Source organism: Empedobacter sp. EJD.6dd (assembly GCF_057369435.1).
The window spans coordinates 1786321-1800278 of record NZ_CM170667.1; the positions used below are offsets into that span (position 1 = coordinate 1786321).

Genomic DNA, 13958 nt, shown 5'->3' on the forward strand with positions numbered 1-13958 from the left:
TCAAAAAAATATTGAATACCATATATTTATTATTCATGCAACTTTACACGTTAAAAAAAATATTTCTAAAACCCTTCAAAAACACCTAATCCAAATAACGCAAAATCATATTTTACAGGATCATTTACATCCATTTCTCTCAATTTTGTATCCAATTCTTTTAGTGCTTTAGCATCATTTTGTTTACGTATCAAAATCCCTAATTTTCTCGCGACATTCCCTGAATGGACATCTAATGGACACGAAAGAATAGAAGTTGGAATAGATTTCCAAATTCCTAAATCTACACCTTGATTATCATCACGAATCATCCAACGTAAATACATGTTAATGCGTTTTGCAGCCGAATTATTTAATGGATCTGAAATATGCTTTGTTGTTCGTGATAAATGTTCAACTTCAAAAAAAGTTTGTTTGAAATTTGAAATTGAAATTTGCATTGAGTCAGAAGTTTGATGTTTAGCAAAAACTTGTTCCAATCCACCATGGTGTTGATAAATATGACGCAGCGATTTCATAAAAAACTTTAAATCTTCGCTATTAAATGTTCTATGCACAAAACCATCCAAATTATTCAAATCACTTTCAGAAAAATTCATCACAAAATCATATGGCGAATTTCCCATCAACAGCATCATTTTATTTGCGTTATTGATGATCATTTTTCGATTTCCCCAAGCAATAGTTGCGGCTAAAAAACCTGCAATCTCTATATCTTCTTTAATTGAAAATCGATGTGGAATCTGAACAGGATCAGAGTCGATGAAATCTAATGTATTATATTGAAGAACTTTTTCGTCTAAAAAATCCTTTAATTCGGTTTGTGTCATTAAATTTCTGTTTGAAAAATACCATCTGCCATCACCAATTTTCTATCGGTCATGTTCGCTAATTCTTCGTTATGAGTTACGATGACAAAAGTTTGTCCAAATTCATTTCGAAGATTAAAAAATAATTCGTGCAGTTCTTCTGCATTTTTAGAATCTAAATTTCCTGAAGGTTCATCTGCAAATACAACTTTTGGTTGATTAATTAAAGCTCGTGCAACTGCCACTCGTTGTTGTTCACCACCAGAAAGCTGATTTGGTTTATGTGTCAAACGTTGCGAAAGTCCTAGATATGACATCAATTCTTTTGCACGTTTTTCGGATTCTGCTTTTTTTGTTTTCTTGATAAAAGCCGGAATACAAATATTTTCTATTGCATTAAACTCTGGCAACAATTGATGAAACTGAAAAATAAACCCGATATTTTCGTTGCGGAATTTTGACAAATCGCGGTCATTCAATTTTGTGACATCTTGTCCTGCAATTTGAATAGAAGTATTATATTTCTTTGGTTCAGAACTTTTTTCTAATGTTCCTAAAATTTGAAGTAACGTTGTTTTTCCTGCTCCAGAGGCACCAACTATAGAAACAATTTCTCTTTCTGTGATCGATAAAGAAACGTTTTTTAGCACTTCTAATTCACCAAATTTTTTGACAATATTTTCTGCTTTTATCATGAGGTAAAGATATAAATTAAGTCTTAAGTCTTAAGTTATAAGTTATAAGTTTTTTCGACAACAATCTTTTTTTATCAGAATCTTTAAAAATCAAATAGTGTATCAAATACGATTTAAAATTTATATAATATATGTTTTGACTTTCTATATCATTAATATTCGTACCTTGTAACCTCTAAATAAACAATATTAATTACTTTTTTAGCAGAAGCTGATAAAATTAATATGGCAAAATTTAGAATACATCAACAATATTTTTATTTTTGTAATTGAAAAATCAAAAAAAATGAATCTTCACGAATATCAAGGAAAAGAAATTCTTAGTAAATATGGTGTGAAAGTACAACGAGGAATCGTAGCAAGTACACCAGAAGAAGCTGTAGAAGCTGCTAAACAATTAACTGAGCAAACTGGTACAGGTTGGCATGTTGTAAAAGCACAAGTACACGCAGGTGGTCGTGGAAAAGGAGGCGGAGTAAAACTTGCTAAAAACTTGGACGAAGTTAAAGAAAGAGCAAACGATATCATCGGAATGCAATTGGTGACTCCTCAAACTTCTGCTGAAGGTAAGAAAGTTCATCAAGTATTAATCGCTGAGGATGTTTATTATCCAGGTGAATCTCAAACAGAAGAGTACTACGTATCTGTATTATTAGATCGTGCAACTGGTAAAAACATGATTATGTATTCTACAGAAGGTGGAATGGATATCGAAGAAGTTGCTGAATCTACACCAGACAAAATCTTTACAGAAGAAATTGATCCAACGGTAGGTATTCAAGGATTCCAAGCGCGTAAAGTTGCTTTCAACTTAGGTTTATCAGGAAACGCTTTCAAAGACGGTGTTAAATTTATCACTGCTTTATATAATGCATATGTAGCGATTGACGCTTCTATGTTCGAAATTAACCCAGTTCTTAAAACATCTGACGATCAAATTATCGCTGTAGATGCTAAAGTAACTATCGACGACAACTCATTATTCCGTCATCCAGATATCGCTGCTTTACGTGATACAAGAGAGGAAGATGCAACTGAGGTTGAAGCTGGTGAAGCTGGATTAAACTTCGTAAAATTAGACGGAAACGTAGGATGTATGGTTAACGGGGCTGGATTAGCAATGGCAACTATGGATATCATCAAATTATCTGGTGGTAATCCTGCTAACTTCTTAGACGTTGGTGGTACTGCTGATGCTGAACGTGTAGAAAAAGCTTTCCGTATCATCTTAAAAGACGAAAATGTAAAAGCTATCTTAGTTAACATCTTTGGTGGTATTGTACGTTGTGATCGTGTTGCTCAAGGTATCTTAGATGCTTACAAAAACATGGGAGACGCTATCAATGTTCCAATCATTGTTCGTTTACAAGGAACAAATGCTGAAATCGCTAAACAAATGATTGACGATTCTGGATTACAAGTTCACTCTGCAGTTACATTACAAGATGCTGCTGATAAAGTAAAAGAATTATTAAACTAAGATTAGTTTAGTTACAATATCTAAAAACTCTCAAAGGAAACTTTGGGAGTTTTTTTATTCAATTTATTTTTAATAATAACAAAAGAACTATTTTAGTTACTAAAAATTTGAACTTTGTTTTTTTCTATAGAAAATATGTATCATAAACTTTATTATCAATAACAAGTTTTCTTATTTGTCCTATTTCTACAAGAGCTTCTATTTCTTTTTTTAATTTTTCTTCTGTAATATTTATATCAGAATTACTTTTTATAAATTTATATAAATTCCATATTGTGTATTGATATTTCAAATCCTCATCATAAGGAATAAAGTTATAATCACAAATAATGTTATTTTGAATAACTTCGCAACCACCTCCATGAAATCGGTAATTAAAATCATCTATACTTCCCTTTCGTTCGAATAAAACACCTATATGATCTTCATATAAATTATCATTTATATCATAATGCTTCTTTAGCGCTTCTTCAAATGAAATAATGAATGACCTATAAATTCTTAAATGTAATTGTATATCTATCATAATTTTAATCATTTATATAAGTTATTATGTATTTAATTTACTTTTAATAAAATAAAAACCTCCTCTCAGCTATTGAGAGGAGGTTTCCTTTTACGCATATTAAAAAAGTCTATATATCGTCAAAATCGATATTCGTAAACGACTCCACTTCCGTTTCATCTTTACTTACAACTTTATTTTTTGGATCAAAATCTTTTTGATGTCTTTCCGAAATAACCTCTTGTCCTTTCTGTGCAAAAACAAAATCTGTTGTTTCGTCTAACATTTCCTTGAAGCTTTCAAAGTCTTCTTTATACAAATAGATTTTATGTTTTTTATAATACACATTTCCATCGTCTTGTGTATTCTTTTTACTTTCTGTAATTGTCAAATAATAATCACCAGCTCGTGTTTCGCGAACGTCGAAAAAATAAGTTCTTCTTCCAGCCCTTAATACCTTAGAAAAGACTCCTTCTGCATCCACCTTTTCTTGGTTTTCAAAATCATTCATAAGTCTAATAGAGTTTAATTGTTAAATGTTTCCTAACAAATCTAAAAAAAATTAAGAAAACAACAACATTTTAGACAATTAATTTCTATTTTTTTATGAATTAAGCAAATATTATCTTAATCAAGAAGCTGTTTATTATACAATTCGTAATAATATCCATGCTTATTTAATAATTCGCTGTTCGATCCATTCTCCAAAACATGCCCATCTTCTAATACTAAAATCTGATCTGCACGCTTAGCAGAGGAAACACGATGTGTGATGATGATTGTTGTTTTACCTTCTATCTCCGAAGCCAAATTATTCAGAATTTGCTCTTCCGTTTCTGTATCTACTGCAGACAAACTATCATCAAAGATTAATATCTTCGGATCGTTTACCAATGCACGAGCAATAGAAACACGTTGTTTTTGTCCTCCAGAAAGTGTTACACCACGTTCACCTACTACAGTTTCATAACGTTCTTTAAATCGATCAATATTATCATGTACAACTGCTTTCTTCGCATAAAACTCAGCTGTTTTCTCGTCATCATCATCTGTACCGAATAAAATATTATTGGTCAAAGAATCTGAAAATAGAAATGCTTCTTGCGGAACATAGCCAATTTCTTCACGAATTGATTCGACATTAATATCATGAATATTTTTTCCATCAATCAAAATTTCACCTGAAGATGGTTCTAAGGAACGAGCTACTAATAATGCAATTGTTGATTTTCCTGAACCTGTTTTACCAAGAATAGCTAAAGTTTCTCCTTTATTAATTTTGAACGAAACATTATCTAACGCCTTAATTCCTGTATTTTCGTAAACATAAGAAACGTTCTTAAACTCGATTGTTCCTTCTACTTCATGATTAACCAATTGTTTCTCTTTCACATCAGTTTCAGCATTCAAAAATTCGTTGATACGGAACATCGATGCTTCTGCACGTTGAACTACCATTGTAATCCATCCAAGAGAAGTAAAAGGCCAAATTAACATATTTAGGTAAAGGAAAAATTGAGCAATAGAACCAATATCCATTGTACCTTGTATGTATTTTATTCCTCCTAAATATAAAATAACCAAATTACTAACACCAACAACCACAACCATCAAAGGACCAAAAGCAGCTTGAATTTGAGCTAAATTTAATGCACGTTTTTGATATTCATCTGCTTCACCTTCGTATTTAGACTTTATAAATTCTTCTGAATTAAAGGATTTTATCACACGAATTCCAGCAAATGTATCTTGTACAGACGACGAAATTGTAGATTGTTGTTCTTGTACACGTTTACTTTTCTTATTTATATTTCGTGCTACGCTGTAAATTAATAGCGATAAAACTGGCAAAGGAGCTAATGTATATAACGTCAATTCCTTATCAATTTGTAACATAAAATAAGCAATAATAACTACACGAGACATCAAATCTATTGGATACATAATTCCTGGTCCAAGATACATGCGCACCAAACCAACATCTTCGGTGATACGATTCATCAAATCTCCCGTTTTATGTTTTTTATAAAACGACAATGACAGTTTTTGATATTTATCGTAAATCACATTCTTTAGATCAAACTCAATATAACGAGATGCCACAATAATCATTTGTCGCGTTCCTACAGTCAAAGCACCACCCAAAACTTTAAAAAAGAAGAACGCCAAACTCGTGTACATCAAGCCTTGTTTTAATAAATCAAGATTGCCTGTTCCATTATTTTTAAAATTCTGTAATAATTCTTCAACCGTATTGATTGCTTCTTTGATATATGTTACGGAAAAAACTTGTACCCAATTGGCACAAATAGTAAAAACGAAACCCCAAAATAGCTTCCATTTATACTTCCATAAAAATTTATTTAACTTTTGTAATGATTTCACAAAACAAAATTACATTCTTTTTTTTACCTTTGCATCAATTTATTAGACGTTATATCATTGAAATTATGTTGGGAAGAAGACAACTACGCGAAAAAGTAATGCAGAATATCTATGCTTACAATAGTTTAGGAACTGAAGGCGAGGAAAGGACGGTCGAGAAAAATATGATGAAAAGTATCGATCAAATCTATGATTTGTACATTTATATCCTAAATTTGATTAAAGTTCAAAAAGACATTGCTGAGCATAAAATTGAACTTGCAAAATCAAAAAACTTTCCAACCGAAGAAGATTTAAATCCAAATTTAAAATTTGTTCAAAATAAAGTTTTCAAAATTTTAGAAGAAAATCTTGAGTTGTCTCGTTATTCGAATGACAACAAATTTTTACTTTGGGATATTTATGATTCTTATCCAAACAATATCTATAAAAGCCTTACAGAAAGCGAAGCGTACAAAACGTACATGAGCAATGACAAGAGATCTTTTGAGGAAGATAAAGAGTTTATTATGGACTTTTTTGTAGAATTGATTGCTGAATACGAAGATTTACACGATTACTTAGAGGGAATTCAAATTACTTGGGCAGATGATGTACATATTGCAAATGCGATGGTACACACCACAATAAAATCGTTCCGTCAAAATAGTTCACCATTGATTTCATTATTCAAAGTTTACAAAGACTTAGATGACAAAAAATTTACAGAAGAATTATTCCGTAAAACAATTCGTCATCAAGCCGAAACGAAAAAAATGATTGACGAAAAAGCGGATAACTGGGAATTAGAGCGTATTGCAACTATCGATTTGATTATTTTGGAAATGGCTTTGACAGAATTTCTATATTTCCCAAATATTCCAGCAAAGGTTACAATCAACGAATACGTAGAATTAGCGAAAAATTATTCTACAGAAAAATCACGTGTTTTTGTTAACGGAATCTTAGACAAAACCCTAAAAGAGTTAAAAGACAATAATAATTTACCAAAATACGGTAGAGGTTTATTATAATCCTTATTTTTTCTTAAATTTGACTGAGACAAATAATTATAAAAATGAAAAGTAAATTATTTATTTTAGGTGCATTCGCCTTATCATTCGCAATCAGCTCTTGTGGAGAAAAAAAAGCAAGCGATAACTTTACAGCAGAAGAAACAGCACAACAAGCTGAAAATGTTGTAGATCCTGCTACTGCTCCAGTTTTAACATTAGCTGAAGCTAACCACGATTTTGGAGATGTACAAGCTAATAATAAAGTAGAAACATATATCAAGTTCAAAAACGACGGTAAATCACCATTGGTTATTCGTGATGCTTCAGCAACTTGTGGATGTACAGTTCCAGAATTCCCTTCTACTCCAATTGCAGTAGGAGCTACAGATTCTATAAAAGTTGTTTATACAGCTGGAAATATGAACGGTAAACAACAAAAAACAGTCACTTTAGTAACAAATACAGTAAACGGTCACGAAAAATTTGACATTTCTGCTAACGTTATTGGAGCAACTGCAAATGACCAAAATGCTCAACAAGCATTTGGACAATAAATATTAAACCATTAAAATATAAAAATGATTCAAACAATCTTTTTACAAGCTGGTGCTCAAGGCGGAGGTATGTCGATGCTTTTGATGTTCGGAGGTATGTTCGTGATTATGTATTTTTTCATGATTCGTCCACAACAAAAGAAAGCAAAACAAGAGAAACAATTCCAAACAGACATCAAAAGAGGAGACCAAGTTGTTACAACATCTGGTATTCACGGTAAAATCAATGAGATTTACGATGATGCTGTAGTAATTGAAACTGGAGCTGGGAAAATTAAATTTGAAAAAGCTGCCATTTCTCGTGAATTAACTGCTGCACGTTACGGAAAAACTACAGAAAAAGCTGAAAAAACAGAAAAAGCTGTAGAAGAAAAAAACTAAAATTAAGGTTAACATATATTTAACTGATTGCCGAAGGAATTATTCTTCGGCATTTTTTTAACTTCAAACCATGAAAAACAACCAACCTTTTGTAGTAGGAATTACAGGTGGCATAGGCTCTGGAAAGAGTACCGCAGCAAAATTCTTTGAGGAATTAGGCATTCCTGTATATAATTCTGACACAAGAGCGAAAATCATTCAGAATGAAAATTCCGAAGTAAAAGTTAAAATTATAAAAGCTTTTGGAGAAGATTCGTACAATGAATACGGTTTAAATAAACCATATCTATCCAAACAAGTTTTTCAGAACAATGAAAAGTTGAACATTTTAAATTCAATTGTTCATCCAGCAGTTTTCCAAGATTTTGAAAATTGGAAAAAAGCTCAAAAATCGGATATTGTGATGAAAGAAGCTGCTATTTTAATAGAAAGTGGAAGTTACAAAGATTGCGATGTTGTGATAAGTGTAGTGGTTGATCTGGAAACGAGAATTGCACGAACTGTAGAAAGAGATGGTTTATCACGAGAAGAAATTCTTGCAAGAATAAACAATCAGATTTCGGACGAAGAACGAATCGCTAAATCAGATTTTATCATTGATAATAATGGCGATTTAGCTCACTTGAAAAATGAAGTGGAAGAAACGTTTATCAAAATCAAAAAAATGATTTAATCGTCCAAATTTTAACAAAAAGATAGAAATTAGAAAAGATTAAACTATTTTTAATCATTCAATAAAAAATAAATGAAAAAAGGATTTTATAAAATCTTAATCGTTATCATGAGTGTTGCCCTTATAGGATTGATAATCATTCAATTCTATTGGCTAAACTTAACAATTCAGAATGGTACAGACAGTTTTAACAACAACGTGTACCAAGCGATGAATTATACAACTGAAAAAATAAATAAAAACGAATTAGAGCGATATTATAAGAAATTCAATAATATACAATCAGATTTAAAGTCAAATAAAGATAAACCGCAAGTTGTAACCAATCAAGTCATCAAAGATTCGCTTGGTGTAACGTATGCTTATGTAACGCGTTATGTGGTCGAAAAATCGATGTTGCCGTCATCTGGAAAATACAATGATAGTTTGACGAAAGCGAATATTTATTCGCAGGAGCGAGTTTTCAAGATAGACAAAGATTCTTCTGCTAGAGGAATTCCGAATCTGAATCTGAATTTTGAGCATGCTTTACAAGACGGAACATTTACGCTGGAAAGCGCTGCGCGTTGGGATGCAGGCTCTACGCCGATCGACAAACGTGTGAATTATGCAATGTTAGATTCGATTTTGAAAAACGAATTACGTAACAGAGGAATTCATCAAGCAATGCCAATTTTGGCAGTTTTGAAAAAAGATTCGACAGAAACAAATGTCAAATCAAAAGATTTTGATCGCAATAAAATCGAATTTATGGTTCCGCTATTTTTGGACAGAAAGGATCATATCGAATATTATTTGGCAGCAAATTTTGTTAACCGAAATTTAGCCATTGTTGCGCCAACAGTTCCAGTTATTTCATTGACATTTATCTTAACCATGATTATTATTACGGTTTTCTCATTGTCAATTTATTACATGCAATTGCAACGCAAGAGTTCGGAAATTAAGACTGATTTTATCAATAATATGACGCACGAATTCAAAACGCCTATTGCAACCATTAATATTGCGTCTGATGCATTGCGTAACGAAAAAATATTTACTGATCCTGAAAAGGTGAAATATTATGCAGATTTGATCAAACAAGAGAACAAACGTATGAATGCTCACGTTGAGATGGTCTTACGAATGTCAAAGCTTGATCGCAATCAAATGGATATGAATTTTCAGGAAGTAAATTTGAATGGGATTGTACAAAAAAGTGTTGAGCCGATAAGATTTATTGTAGAAGAAAGAAATGGTACAATATTTGAAGAATACAACGCAGAACAATCATTTGTAAAAGGAGATCCGTTCCATTTAGAGAATATCGTTATTAATGTATTGGATAATGCTCGAAAATACTCTCCAAACACACCGGAGATTAGAGTAAAAACATACAACAAAGACAACAATTTTTTAATTGAAATTTCTGATAAAGGAATGGGAATGCCGCAAAACGTTCTGAAAAAAATATTTGAACAATTTTATAGAGAAGAAACGGGAAATATACACAATGTAAAAGGTCATGGACTTGGGTTGGCTTATGTCAAAAAAATCGTTCAGCTTCACGGTGGACAAGTTTGGGCAGAAAGTTCAGCAGGAAAAGGAAGTACTTTTTTCATTAAAATTCCTCTAAAATCATAGATCAATGAGTGATAAACAACGATTACTTTTAGTAGAAGATGATCCAAGCTTCGGAAGTGTATTAAAGGATTATTTGGTTATAAACGATTTTGACGTAACGCACGCAATCGATGGTGAAGACGGTCTTGCCAAATTTAAAGAAAGTGATTATGATCTATGCATCCTTGATGTAATGATGCCTAAAAAAGATGGTTTTACATTAGGAAAAGAGATCAAAGAACTAAAAAGTGAACAACCAATTATATTTTTAACAGCGAAAAACATGCGCGAGGATGTTTTGAATGGTTACAAAATTGGAGCAGACGACTATGTCTTAAAACCATTTGATTCGGAAGTTTTATTGTACAAAATAAAAGCTGTTTTACAACGTAATTCTGGTGAAGAAGAAAAATTTGAACAAGAAGATTTCAAAATTGGTAAGTTTACGTTCAATGCAAAATTGAGACAATTAATTTACGATGGTAAATCACAAAAACTTTCACCAAAAGAAAACGAATTGTTGCGTTTATTAGCTGTTTACAAAAACGATTTAATGCCTCGTGAGATTGCCTTAACACGTATTTGGCACGATGATAATTACTTTACATCGCGTTCTATGGACGTATATATTGCAAAATTACGTAAGTATTTAAAGAAAGATCCTGCAGTAGAAATCGTGAATATTCACGGAGAAGGGTTCCGACTTTTAATTCAAGAATAAGATTACAGTCTTTATAGAAAAAAACCTCAACATAGTTGAGGTTTTTTTTTGTGGCGCTGTATTTTTAATTATCAACTTCTGCTCCTAAATTTCTGTATTGTTGACGAAACTTTTCAGCCCATTTAAACCATTCATCATATTGGGCATCAGGATGATTTTCTTTATCTAAAAAAGATTTGATATAATCATCTGAAAAATCTTTTGGATAATTTTGCATTGAATCAAACTCGTTATTTAACCAAGCTTCGTTTAAAATTTGGTTTACTTTATCAACTGACAAATGAATGTCATAATTATGATATTGTCCAGAAGCAGAAGATTTGAAGGTTGTTTTCATTTTCTCTTCTTTCGTTCTTGCAATAAGATTTCTATTATTTTTGTGTTTCCCAAACCACACTCCTGCATTACGCAATTGTATTTTTTCGTCTAACAAATTGACAGAATCTTTCCACATGTACAACCAATAATCTTTTCGGTAAACTCCCATTAAAATAGAGTTTAATATCCAATATTTACGCTTAGTTTGATTATCAACCAAACCTAATTTATACAAGAAGGTAAAAAACTTAAATTTATTAAACATAAATAAATCCATAATAAACGGATTAGATGTAAATGTTTTTAAAGGATAAGTCGTTTCTAATTGATTAGAAAGTGAATTAACTTCAGCATAGTTATCATCAGAATAAATACCTAAAATACCTAATTTTGTTAAATGAATGTTGTTAGACTTCATTTCAGAAATCAATTCGTTACAATTAATTTCTTTGGTAAACCAAACGTCATCTTCTGTGATTAAAAAATAATCTGAAGCATTTTCTACTGCCTTTCTCCAACTTTCCGTAGGTACTGCAAAACCATTGTTCACAATATCTTCTTTTATGTTTTTAGACTTCTGATTATAATTAATTGTAGGAATAATTTCCACTGCATATTTTTCTACAATTTTATCTAAATATTCTTTTGGAGTACCATCATCAACAATCTTTATTAGAAAATTACCTGTTACATTTTTGATAATCGATTGTATACATCGATCCAAATAATAAGGACGATTAAATGATTTTATAATGATATCCATTTATTATTTTTTCATTTTGTATAAAATAGCCTGAACTGTAGAAATTGGGCTTCTAAAAAAACATTCAATCAAAGGAATTAAAAATGTAGGATTTTTCTCATTAAGTAAGTAATTAAACTTTTTATACATCACTTCTGATCTTGATTTTCCTAAAATTTCTTTGCGTTTTTTTCCTTTGATACCTCTTCTATCTAGTGCACGTTCTTTTATAATATGATGATCACGATAGGTTATATAACTTTTCTTAAAACCTTGAGAAATTCCTGTCGGAGAAATACGATAAAAATAAAGAGGTTGCTCTACAAAATCTATCTCGCCTACTTCCTCTACTTTATAATACCAATCCTGATCTAACGCATTTCTCATAGTTCTGTCAATGTTACCATTTTCGATAAACTTCAATCTATTAAACACAAAAAAATGAGTCATAGCAGACTTTCCATATTCTAAATAAGTCATTCCATTTGGAATTTTAGTACTTGTTTTACAAACTTCTACAGGATTAAGATCTTTATCACAAATCCAATGTTGAGAATATAAACCAGCTAAATTTGGTTTTTCTTGTAAACGAGATAACATTACTTCTAATGCTTCTGGCACCAACGCATCATCAGGATCAATAATACCTACATAATCTGCTTTTGCAAGATTAATTGCATCATAAATAGCTTGTCCATAACCACCATTTTGTTTCTGTTGATAGAAAGATATGCGCTCATCTTTCGGAACATATTCTTTAATAATTTCTACAGATTCATCCGTTGAACAGTCATCTAAAATTAACAACTCAAAATTTTCGAATGTTTGAGCTAATACACTTTCTATTCCTTTTCTCAAATAATGTGCATTATTGTAATTACACATTAACAAGGTAATAGCAGGCTGATTTATTGACATAATTTAGTATTTATTCGGAATGTTTTTCATTTTTACTAAAGCAGAACCAAAAACTTGATGCATATCGTAGTATTTATATTCTGCTAATCGTCCACCAAAAATCACATTAGAAACTTCTTTACTTAATGATTTATATTTTGAGAATATTTCATCATTTTCTTGATTATTAATTGGATAATATGGTTCTTTATCCAAATTCCAATCATCAGAATATTCCTTTGTGATATATGTTTTGGATTGAGTACCATATTCGAAATGCTTATGTTCAATTATTCTGGTATATTTTTCATTATGCGAAGTATAATTTACAACAGCCACACCTTGATAATTTTCTTGCTCAATAATTTCGTTCTCAAAACGTAAACTTCTGTAATTTAATTGCCCAAATTTGTAATCAAAAAAAGCATCAATTGGTCCAGTATAAATTATATTTTCAGCAAGATTATTCCAATATTCTTTATCTTTAAAATAATCCGTATCAAGTCTTACCTCGATTCCTGCCAATAGTTTTTCAAAAATTTGAGTATATCCACCTATTGGAATCCCTTGGTATTTATCATTAAAATAATTGTTATCATACGTAAAACGAACAGGTAAACGTTTGATAATAAAAGCTGGTAAATTAGTTGCTTTTGTGCCCCATTGTTTTTCTGTATACTCTTTAATTAATTTATTGTAAATATCAAACCCAACTAAAGAAATCGCTTGTTCTTCTAAATTTGATGGATTTTCAACTCCAAATTCGTTCGCTTGTTGAGCAATAATTGCTCTTGCTTCATCAGGAGTTTTTACATTCCATAGTTGATGGAACGTATTCATATTAAACGGTAGATTGTAGATTTCTCCTTTATAATTTGCTATTGGCGAATTTGTATATCGATTAAATTCTGCGAATTGATTCACATAATCCCAAATCGTTTTATCATTTGTATGAAAGATATGAGCACCATATTTATGCACATTTATCCCTTCTATACTTTCTGTAAAACAATTTCCAGCAATGTGACTTCTTTTCTCAATAACGAGACATTTATATCCTTTTTTTGTTAACTCGTAAGCTGATACAGCTCCAAAAATACCTGCACCGATAATAAGAAAATCATATTGATTATTCATAGAATTTAGTTTGATTTAGTTGGTAAATTTACAACTTTTCGTTGTATTAACTACTTTATTA

General features: G+C 31.0%; 15 protein-coding genes. 7 read left to right on the top strand and 8 right to left on the bottom strand.

Features of this window, described 5'->3' with window-relative positions:
* Positions 1 to 65 precede the first annotated feature (65 nt).
* Positions 66 to 830: a TIGR02757 family protein gene (locus tag AC2I98_RS08440; RefSeq protein ID WP_486411274.1), complete on the bottom strand. Its 765-nt coding sequence runs from the start codon at positions 828 to 830 to the stop codon at positions 66 to 68.
* Positions 830 to 1504, bottom strand: a complete 675-nt coding sequence (locus AC2I98_RS08445; RefSeq protein ID WP_486411275.1) for an ABC transporter ATP-binding protein — start codon at positions 1502 to 1504, stop codon at positions 830 to 832. Before AC2I98_RS08445 ends, AC2I98_RS08440 begins: the two co-directional genes overlap by 1 nt.
* A gap of 286 nt (positions 1505 to 1790) precedes the next feature.
* Here AC2I98_RS08445 and sucC point away from each other — a divergent pair, with 286 nt between their 5' ends.
* A complete protein-coding gene (sucC, locus tag AC2I98_RS08450; protein WP_486411276.1) occupies positions 1791 to 2984 on the top strand; it encodes an ADP-forming succinate--CoA ligase subunit beta in 1194 nt (397 codons plus the stop codon).
* A 124-nt stretch (positions 2985 to 3108) separates the two neighbouring features.
* Here the strand turns inward: sucC and AC2I98_RS08455 are convergent, their stop codons facing one another.
* The 3 genes from AC2I98_RS08455 to AC2I98_RS08465 all read right to left on the bottom strand — a co-directional run bounded on the left by AC2I98_RS08455 (position 3109) and on the right by AC2I98_RS08465 (position 5874).
* The gene (locus tag AC2I98_RS08455; protein ID WP_486411277.1) at positions 3109 to 3510 is read right to left on the bottom strand and encodes a DUF6896 domain-containing protein; all 402 of its coding nucleotides are present in this window, start codon (positions 3508 to 3510) and stop codon (positions 3109 to 3111) included.
* A gap of 109 nt (positions 3511 to 3619) precedes the next feature.
* Positions 3620 to 4000, bottom strand: coding sequence for a PUR family DNA/RNA-binding protein (locus AC2I98_RS08460; protein WP_486411278.1), 381 nt, complete (start codon positions 3998 to 4000; stop codon positions 3620 to 3622).
* Positions 4001 to 4116: 116 nt separating this feature from the next.
* Positions 4117 to 5874, bottom strand: coding sequence for an ABC transporter ATP-binding protein (locus AC2I98_RS08465; RefSeq protein WP_486411279.1), 1758 nt, complete (start codon positions 5872 to 5874; stop codon positions 4117 to 4119).
* Here AC2I98_RS08465 and nusB point away from each other — a divergent pair.
* The 6 genes from nusB (at position 5865) to AC2I98_RS08495 (ending at position 10803) form a co-directional block, all read left to right on the top strand.
* The gene (gene nusB, locus AC2I98_RS08470) at positions 5865 to 6887 is read left to right on the top strand and encodes a transcription antitermination factor NusB (protein ID WP_486411280.1); all 1023 of its coding nucleotides are present in this window, start codon (positions 5865 to 5867) and stop codon (positions 6885 to 6887) included. The two genes, AC2I98_RS08465 and nusB, sit on opposite strands and share 10 nt — an antisense overlap.
* 44 nt (positions 6888 to 6931) lie before the next feature.
* On the top strand, positions 6932 to 7423 hold the full coding sequence (locus AC2I98_RS08475; RefSeq protein ID WP_486411281.1) for a DUF1573 domain-containing protein: 492 nt from the start codon (positions 6932 to 6934) through the stop codon (positions 7421 to 7423).
* Between the two features lie 24 nt (positions 7424 to 7447).
* Positions 7448 to 7804 carry a preprotein translocase subunit YajC gene (gene yajC / locus AC2I98_RS08480; RefSeq protein ID WP_486411282.1) on the top strand — a complete coding sequence of 119 codons (357 nt, stop codon included), beginning with the start codon at positions 7448 to 7450 and terminating at the stop codon, positions 7802 to 7804.
* A 70-nt stretch (positions 7805 to 7874) separates the two neighbouring features.
* The gene (gene coaE / locus AC2I98_RS08485; protein ID WP_486411283.1) at positions 7875 to 8477 is read left to right on the top strand and encodes a dephospho-CoA kinase; all 603 of its coding nucleotides are present in this window, start codon (positions 7875 to 7877) and stop codon (positions 8475 to 8477) included.
* A gap of 72 nt (positions 8478 to 8549) precedes the next feature.
* Positions 8550 to 10103, top strand: coding sequence for a sensor histidine kinase (locus tag AC2I98_RS08490; protein WP_114998924.1), 1554 nt, complete (start codon positions 8550 to 8552; stop codon positions 10101 to 10103).
* A gap of 4 nt (positions 10104 to 10107) precedes the next feature.
* Positions 10108 to 10803, top strand: coding sequence for a response regulator transcription factor (locus AC2I98_RS08495; RefSeq protein ID WP_019974263.1), 696 nt, complete (start codon positions 10108 to 10110; stop codon positions 10801 to 10803).
* Positions 10804 to 10867: 64 nt separating this feature from the next.
* Here the strand turns inward: AC2I98_RS08495 and AC2I98_RS08500 are convergent, their stop codons facing one another.
* The 3 genes from AC2I98_RS08500 to glf are packed head-to-tail and all read right to left on the bottom strand — an operon-like array spanning position 10868 to position 13897.
* Positions 10868 to 11884 (bottom strand): glycosyltransferase, encoded by a 1017-nt coding sequence (locus AC2I98_RS08500; RefSeq protein WP_486411284.1) that lies wholly within the window; start codon positions 11882 to 11884, stop codon positions 10868 to 10870.
* A 3-nt stretch (positions 11885 to 11887) separates the two neighbouring features.
* Positions 11888 to 12781 carry a glycosyltransferase family 2 protein gene (locus tag AC2I98_RS08505; RefSeq protein ID WP_486411285.1) on the bottom strand — a complete coding sequence of 298 codons (894 nt, stop codon included), beginning with the start codon at positions 12779 to 12781 and terminating at the stop codon, positions 11888 to 11890.
* 3 nt (positions 12782 to 12784) lie between these two features.
* Positions 12785 to 13897 (bottom strand): UDP-galactopyranose mutase, encoded by a 1113-nt coding sequence (gene glf / locus AC2I98_RS08510; RefSeq protein WP_486411286.1) that lies wholly within the window; start codon positions 13895 to 13897, stop codon positions 12785 to 12787.
* Positions 13898 to 13958: the final 61 nt, after the last annotated feature.

Excerpts from the sequence above, each read along its gene's own strand:
- glf (WP_486411286.1), bottom strand. The coding sequence starts at position 13,897 with ATGAATAATCAATATGATTTTCTTATTATCGGTGCAGGTATTTTTGGA.
- AC2I98_RS08495 (WP_019974263.1), top strand. The coding sequence starts at position 10,108 with ATGAGTGATAAACAACGATTACTTTTAGTAGAAGATGATCCAAGCTTC.
- sucC (WP_486411276.1), top strand. The coding sequence starts at position 1,791 with ATGAATCTTCACGAATATCAAGGAAAAGAAATTCTTAGTAAATATGGT.
- AC2I98_RS08455 (WP_486411277.1), bottom strand. The coding sequence starts at position 3,510 with ATGATAGATATACAATTACATTTAAGAATTTATAGGTCATTCATTATT.
- AC2I98_RS08445 (WP_486411275.1), bottom strand. The coding sequence starts at position 1,504 with ATGATAAAAGCAGAAAATATTGTCAAAAAATTTGGTGAATTAGAAGTG.
- coaE (WP_486411283.1), top strand. The coding sequence starts at position 7,875 with ATGAAAAACAACCAACCTTTTGTAGTAGGAATTACAGGTGGCATAGGC.
- AC2I98_RS08500 (WP_486411284.1), bottom strand. The coding sequence starts at position 11,884 with ATGGATATCATTATAAAATCATTTAATCGTCCTTATTATTTGGATCGA.
- yajC (WP_486411282.1), top strand. The coding sequence starts at position 7,448 with ATGATTCAAACAATCTTTTTACAAGCTGGTGCTCAAGGCGGAGGTATG.
- AC2I98_RS08490 (WP_114998924.1), top strand. The coding sequence starts at position 8,550 with ATGAAAAAAGGATTTTATAAAATCTTAATCGTTATCATGAGTGTTGCC.
- AC2I98_RS08505 (WP_486411285.1), bottom strand. The coding sequence starts at position 12,781 with ATGTCAATAAATCAGCCTGCTATTACCTTGTTAATGTGTAATTACAAT.
- AC2I98_RS08460 (WP_486411278.1), bottom strand. The coding sequence starts at position 4,000 with ATGAATGATTTTGAAAACCAAGAAAAGGTGGATGCAGAAGGAGTCTTT.
- nusB (WP_486411280.1), top strand. The coding sequence starts at position 5,865 with ATGATTTCACAAAACAAAATTACATTCTTTTTTTTACCTTTGCATCAA.
- AC2I98_RS08475 (WP_486411281.1), top strand. The coding sequence starts at position 6,932 with ATGAAAAGTAAATTATTTATTTTAGGTGCATTCGCCTTATCATTCGCA.
- AC2I98_RS08440 (WP_486411274.1), bottom strand. The coding sequence starts at position 830 with ATGACACAAACCGAATTAAAGGATTTTTTAGACGAAAAAGTTCTTCAA.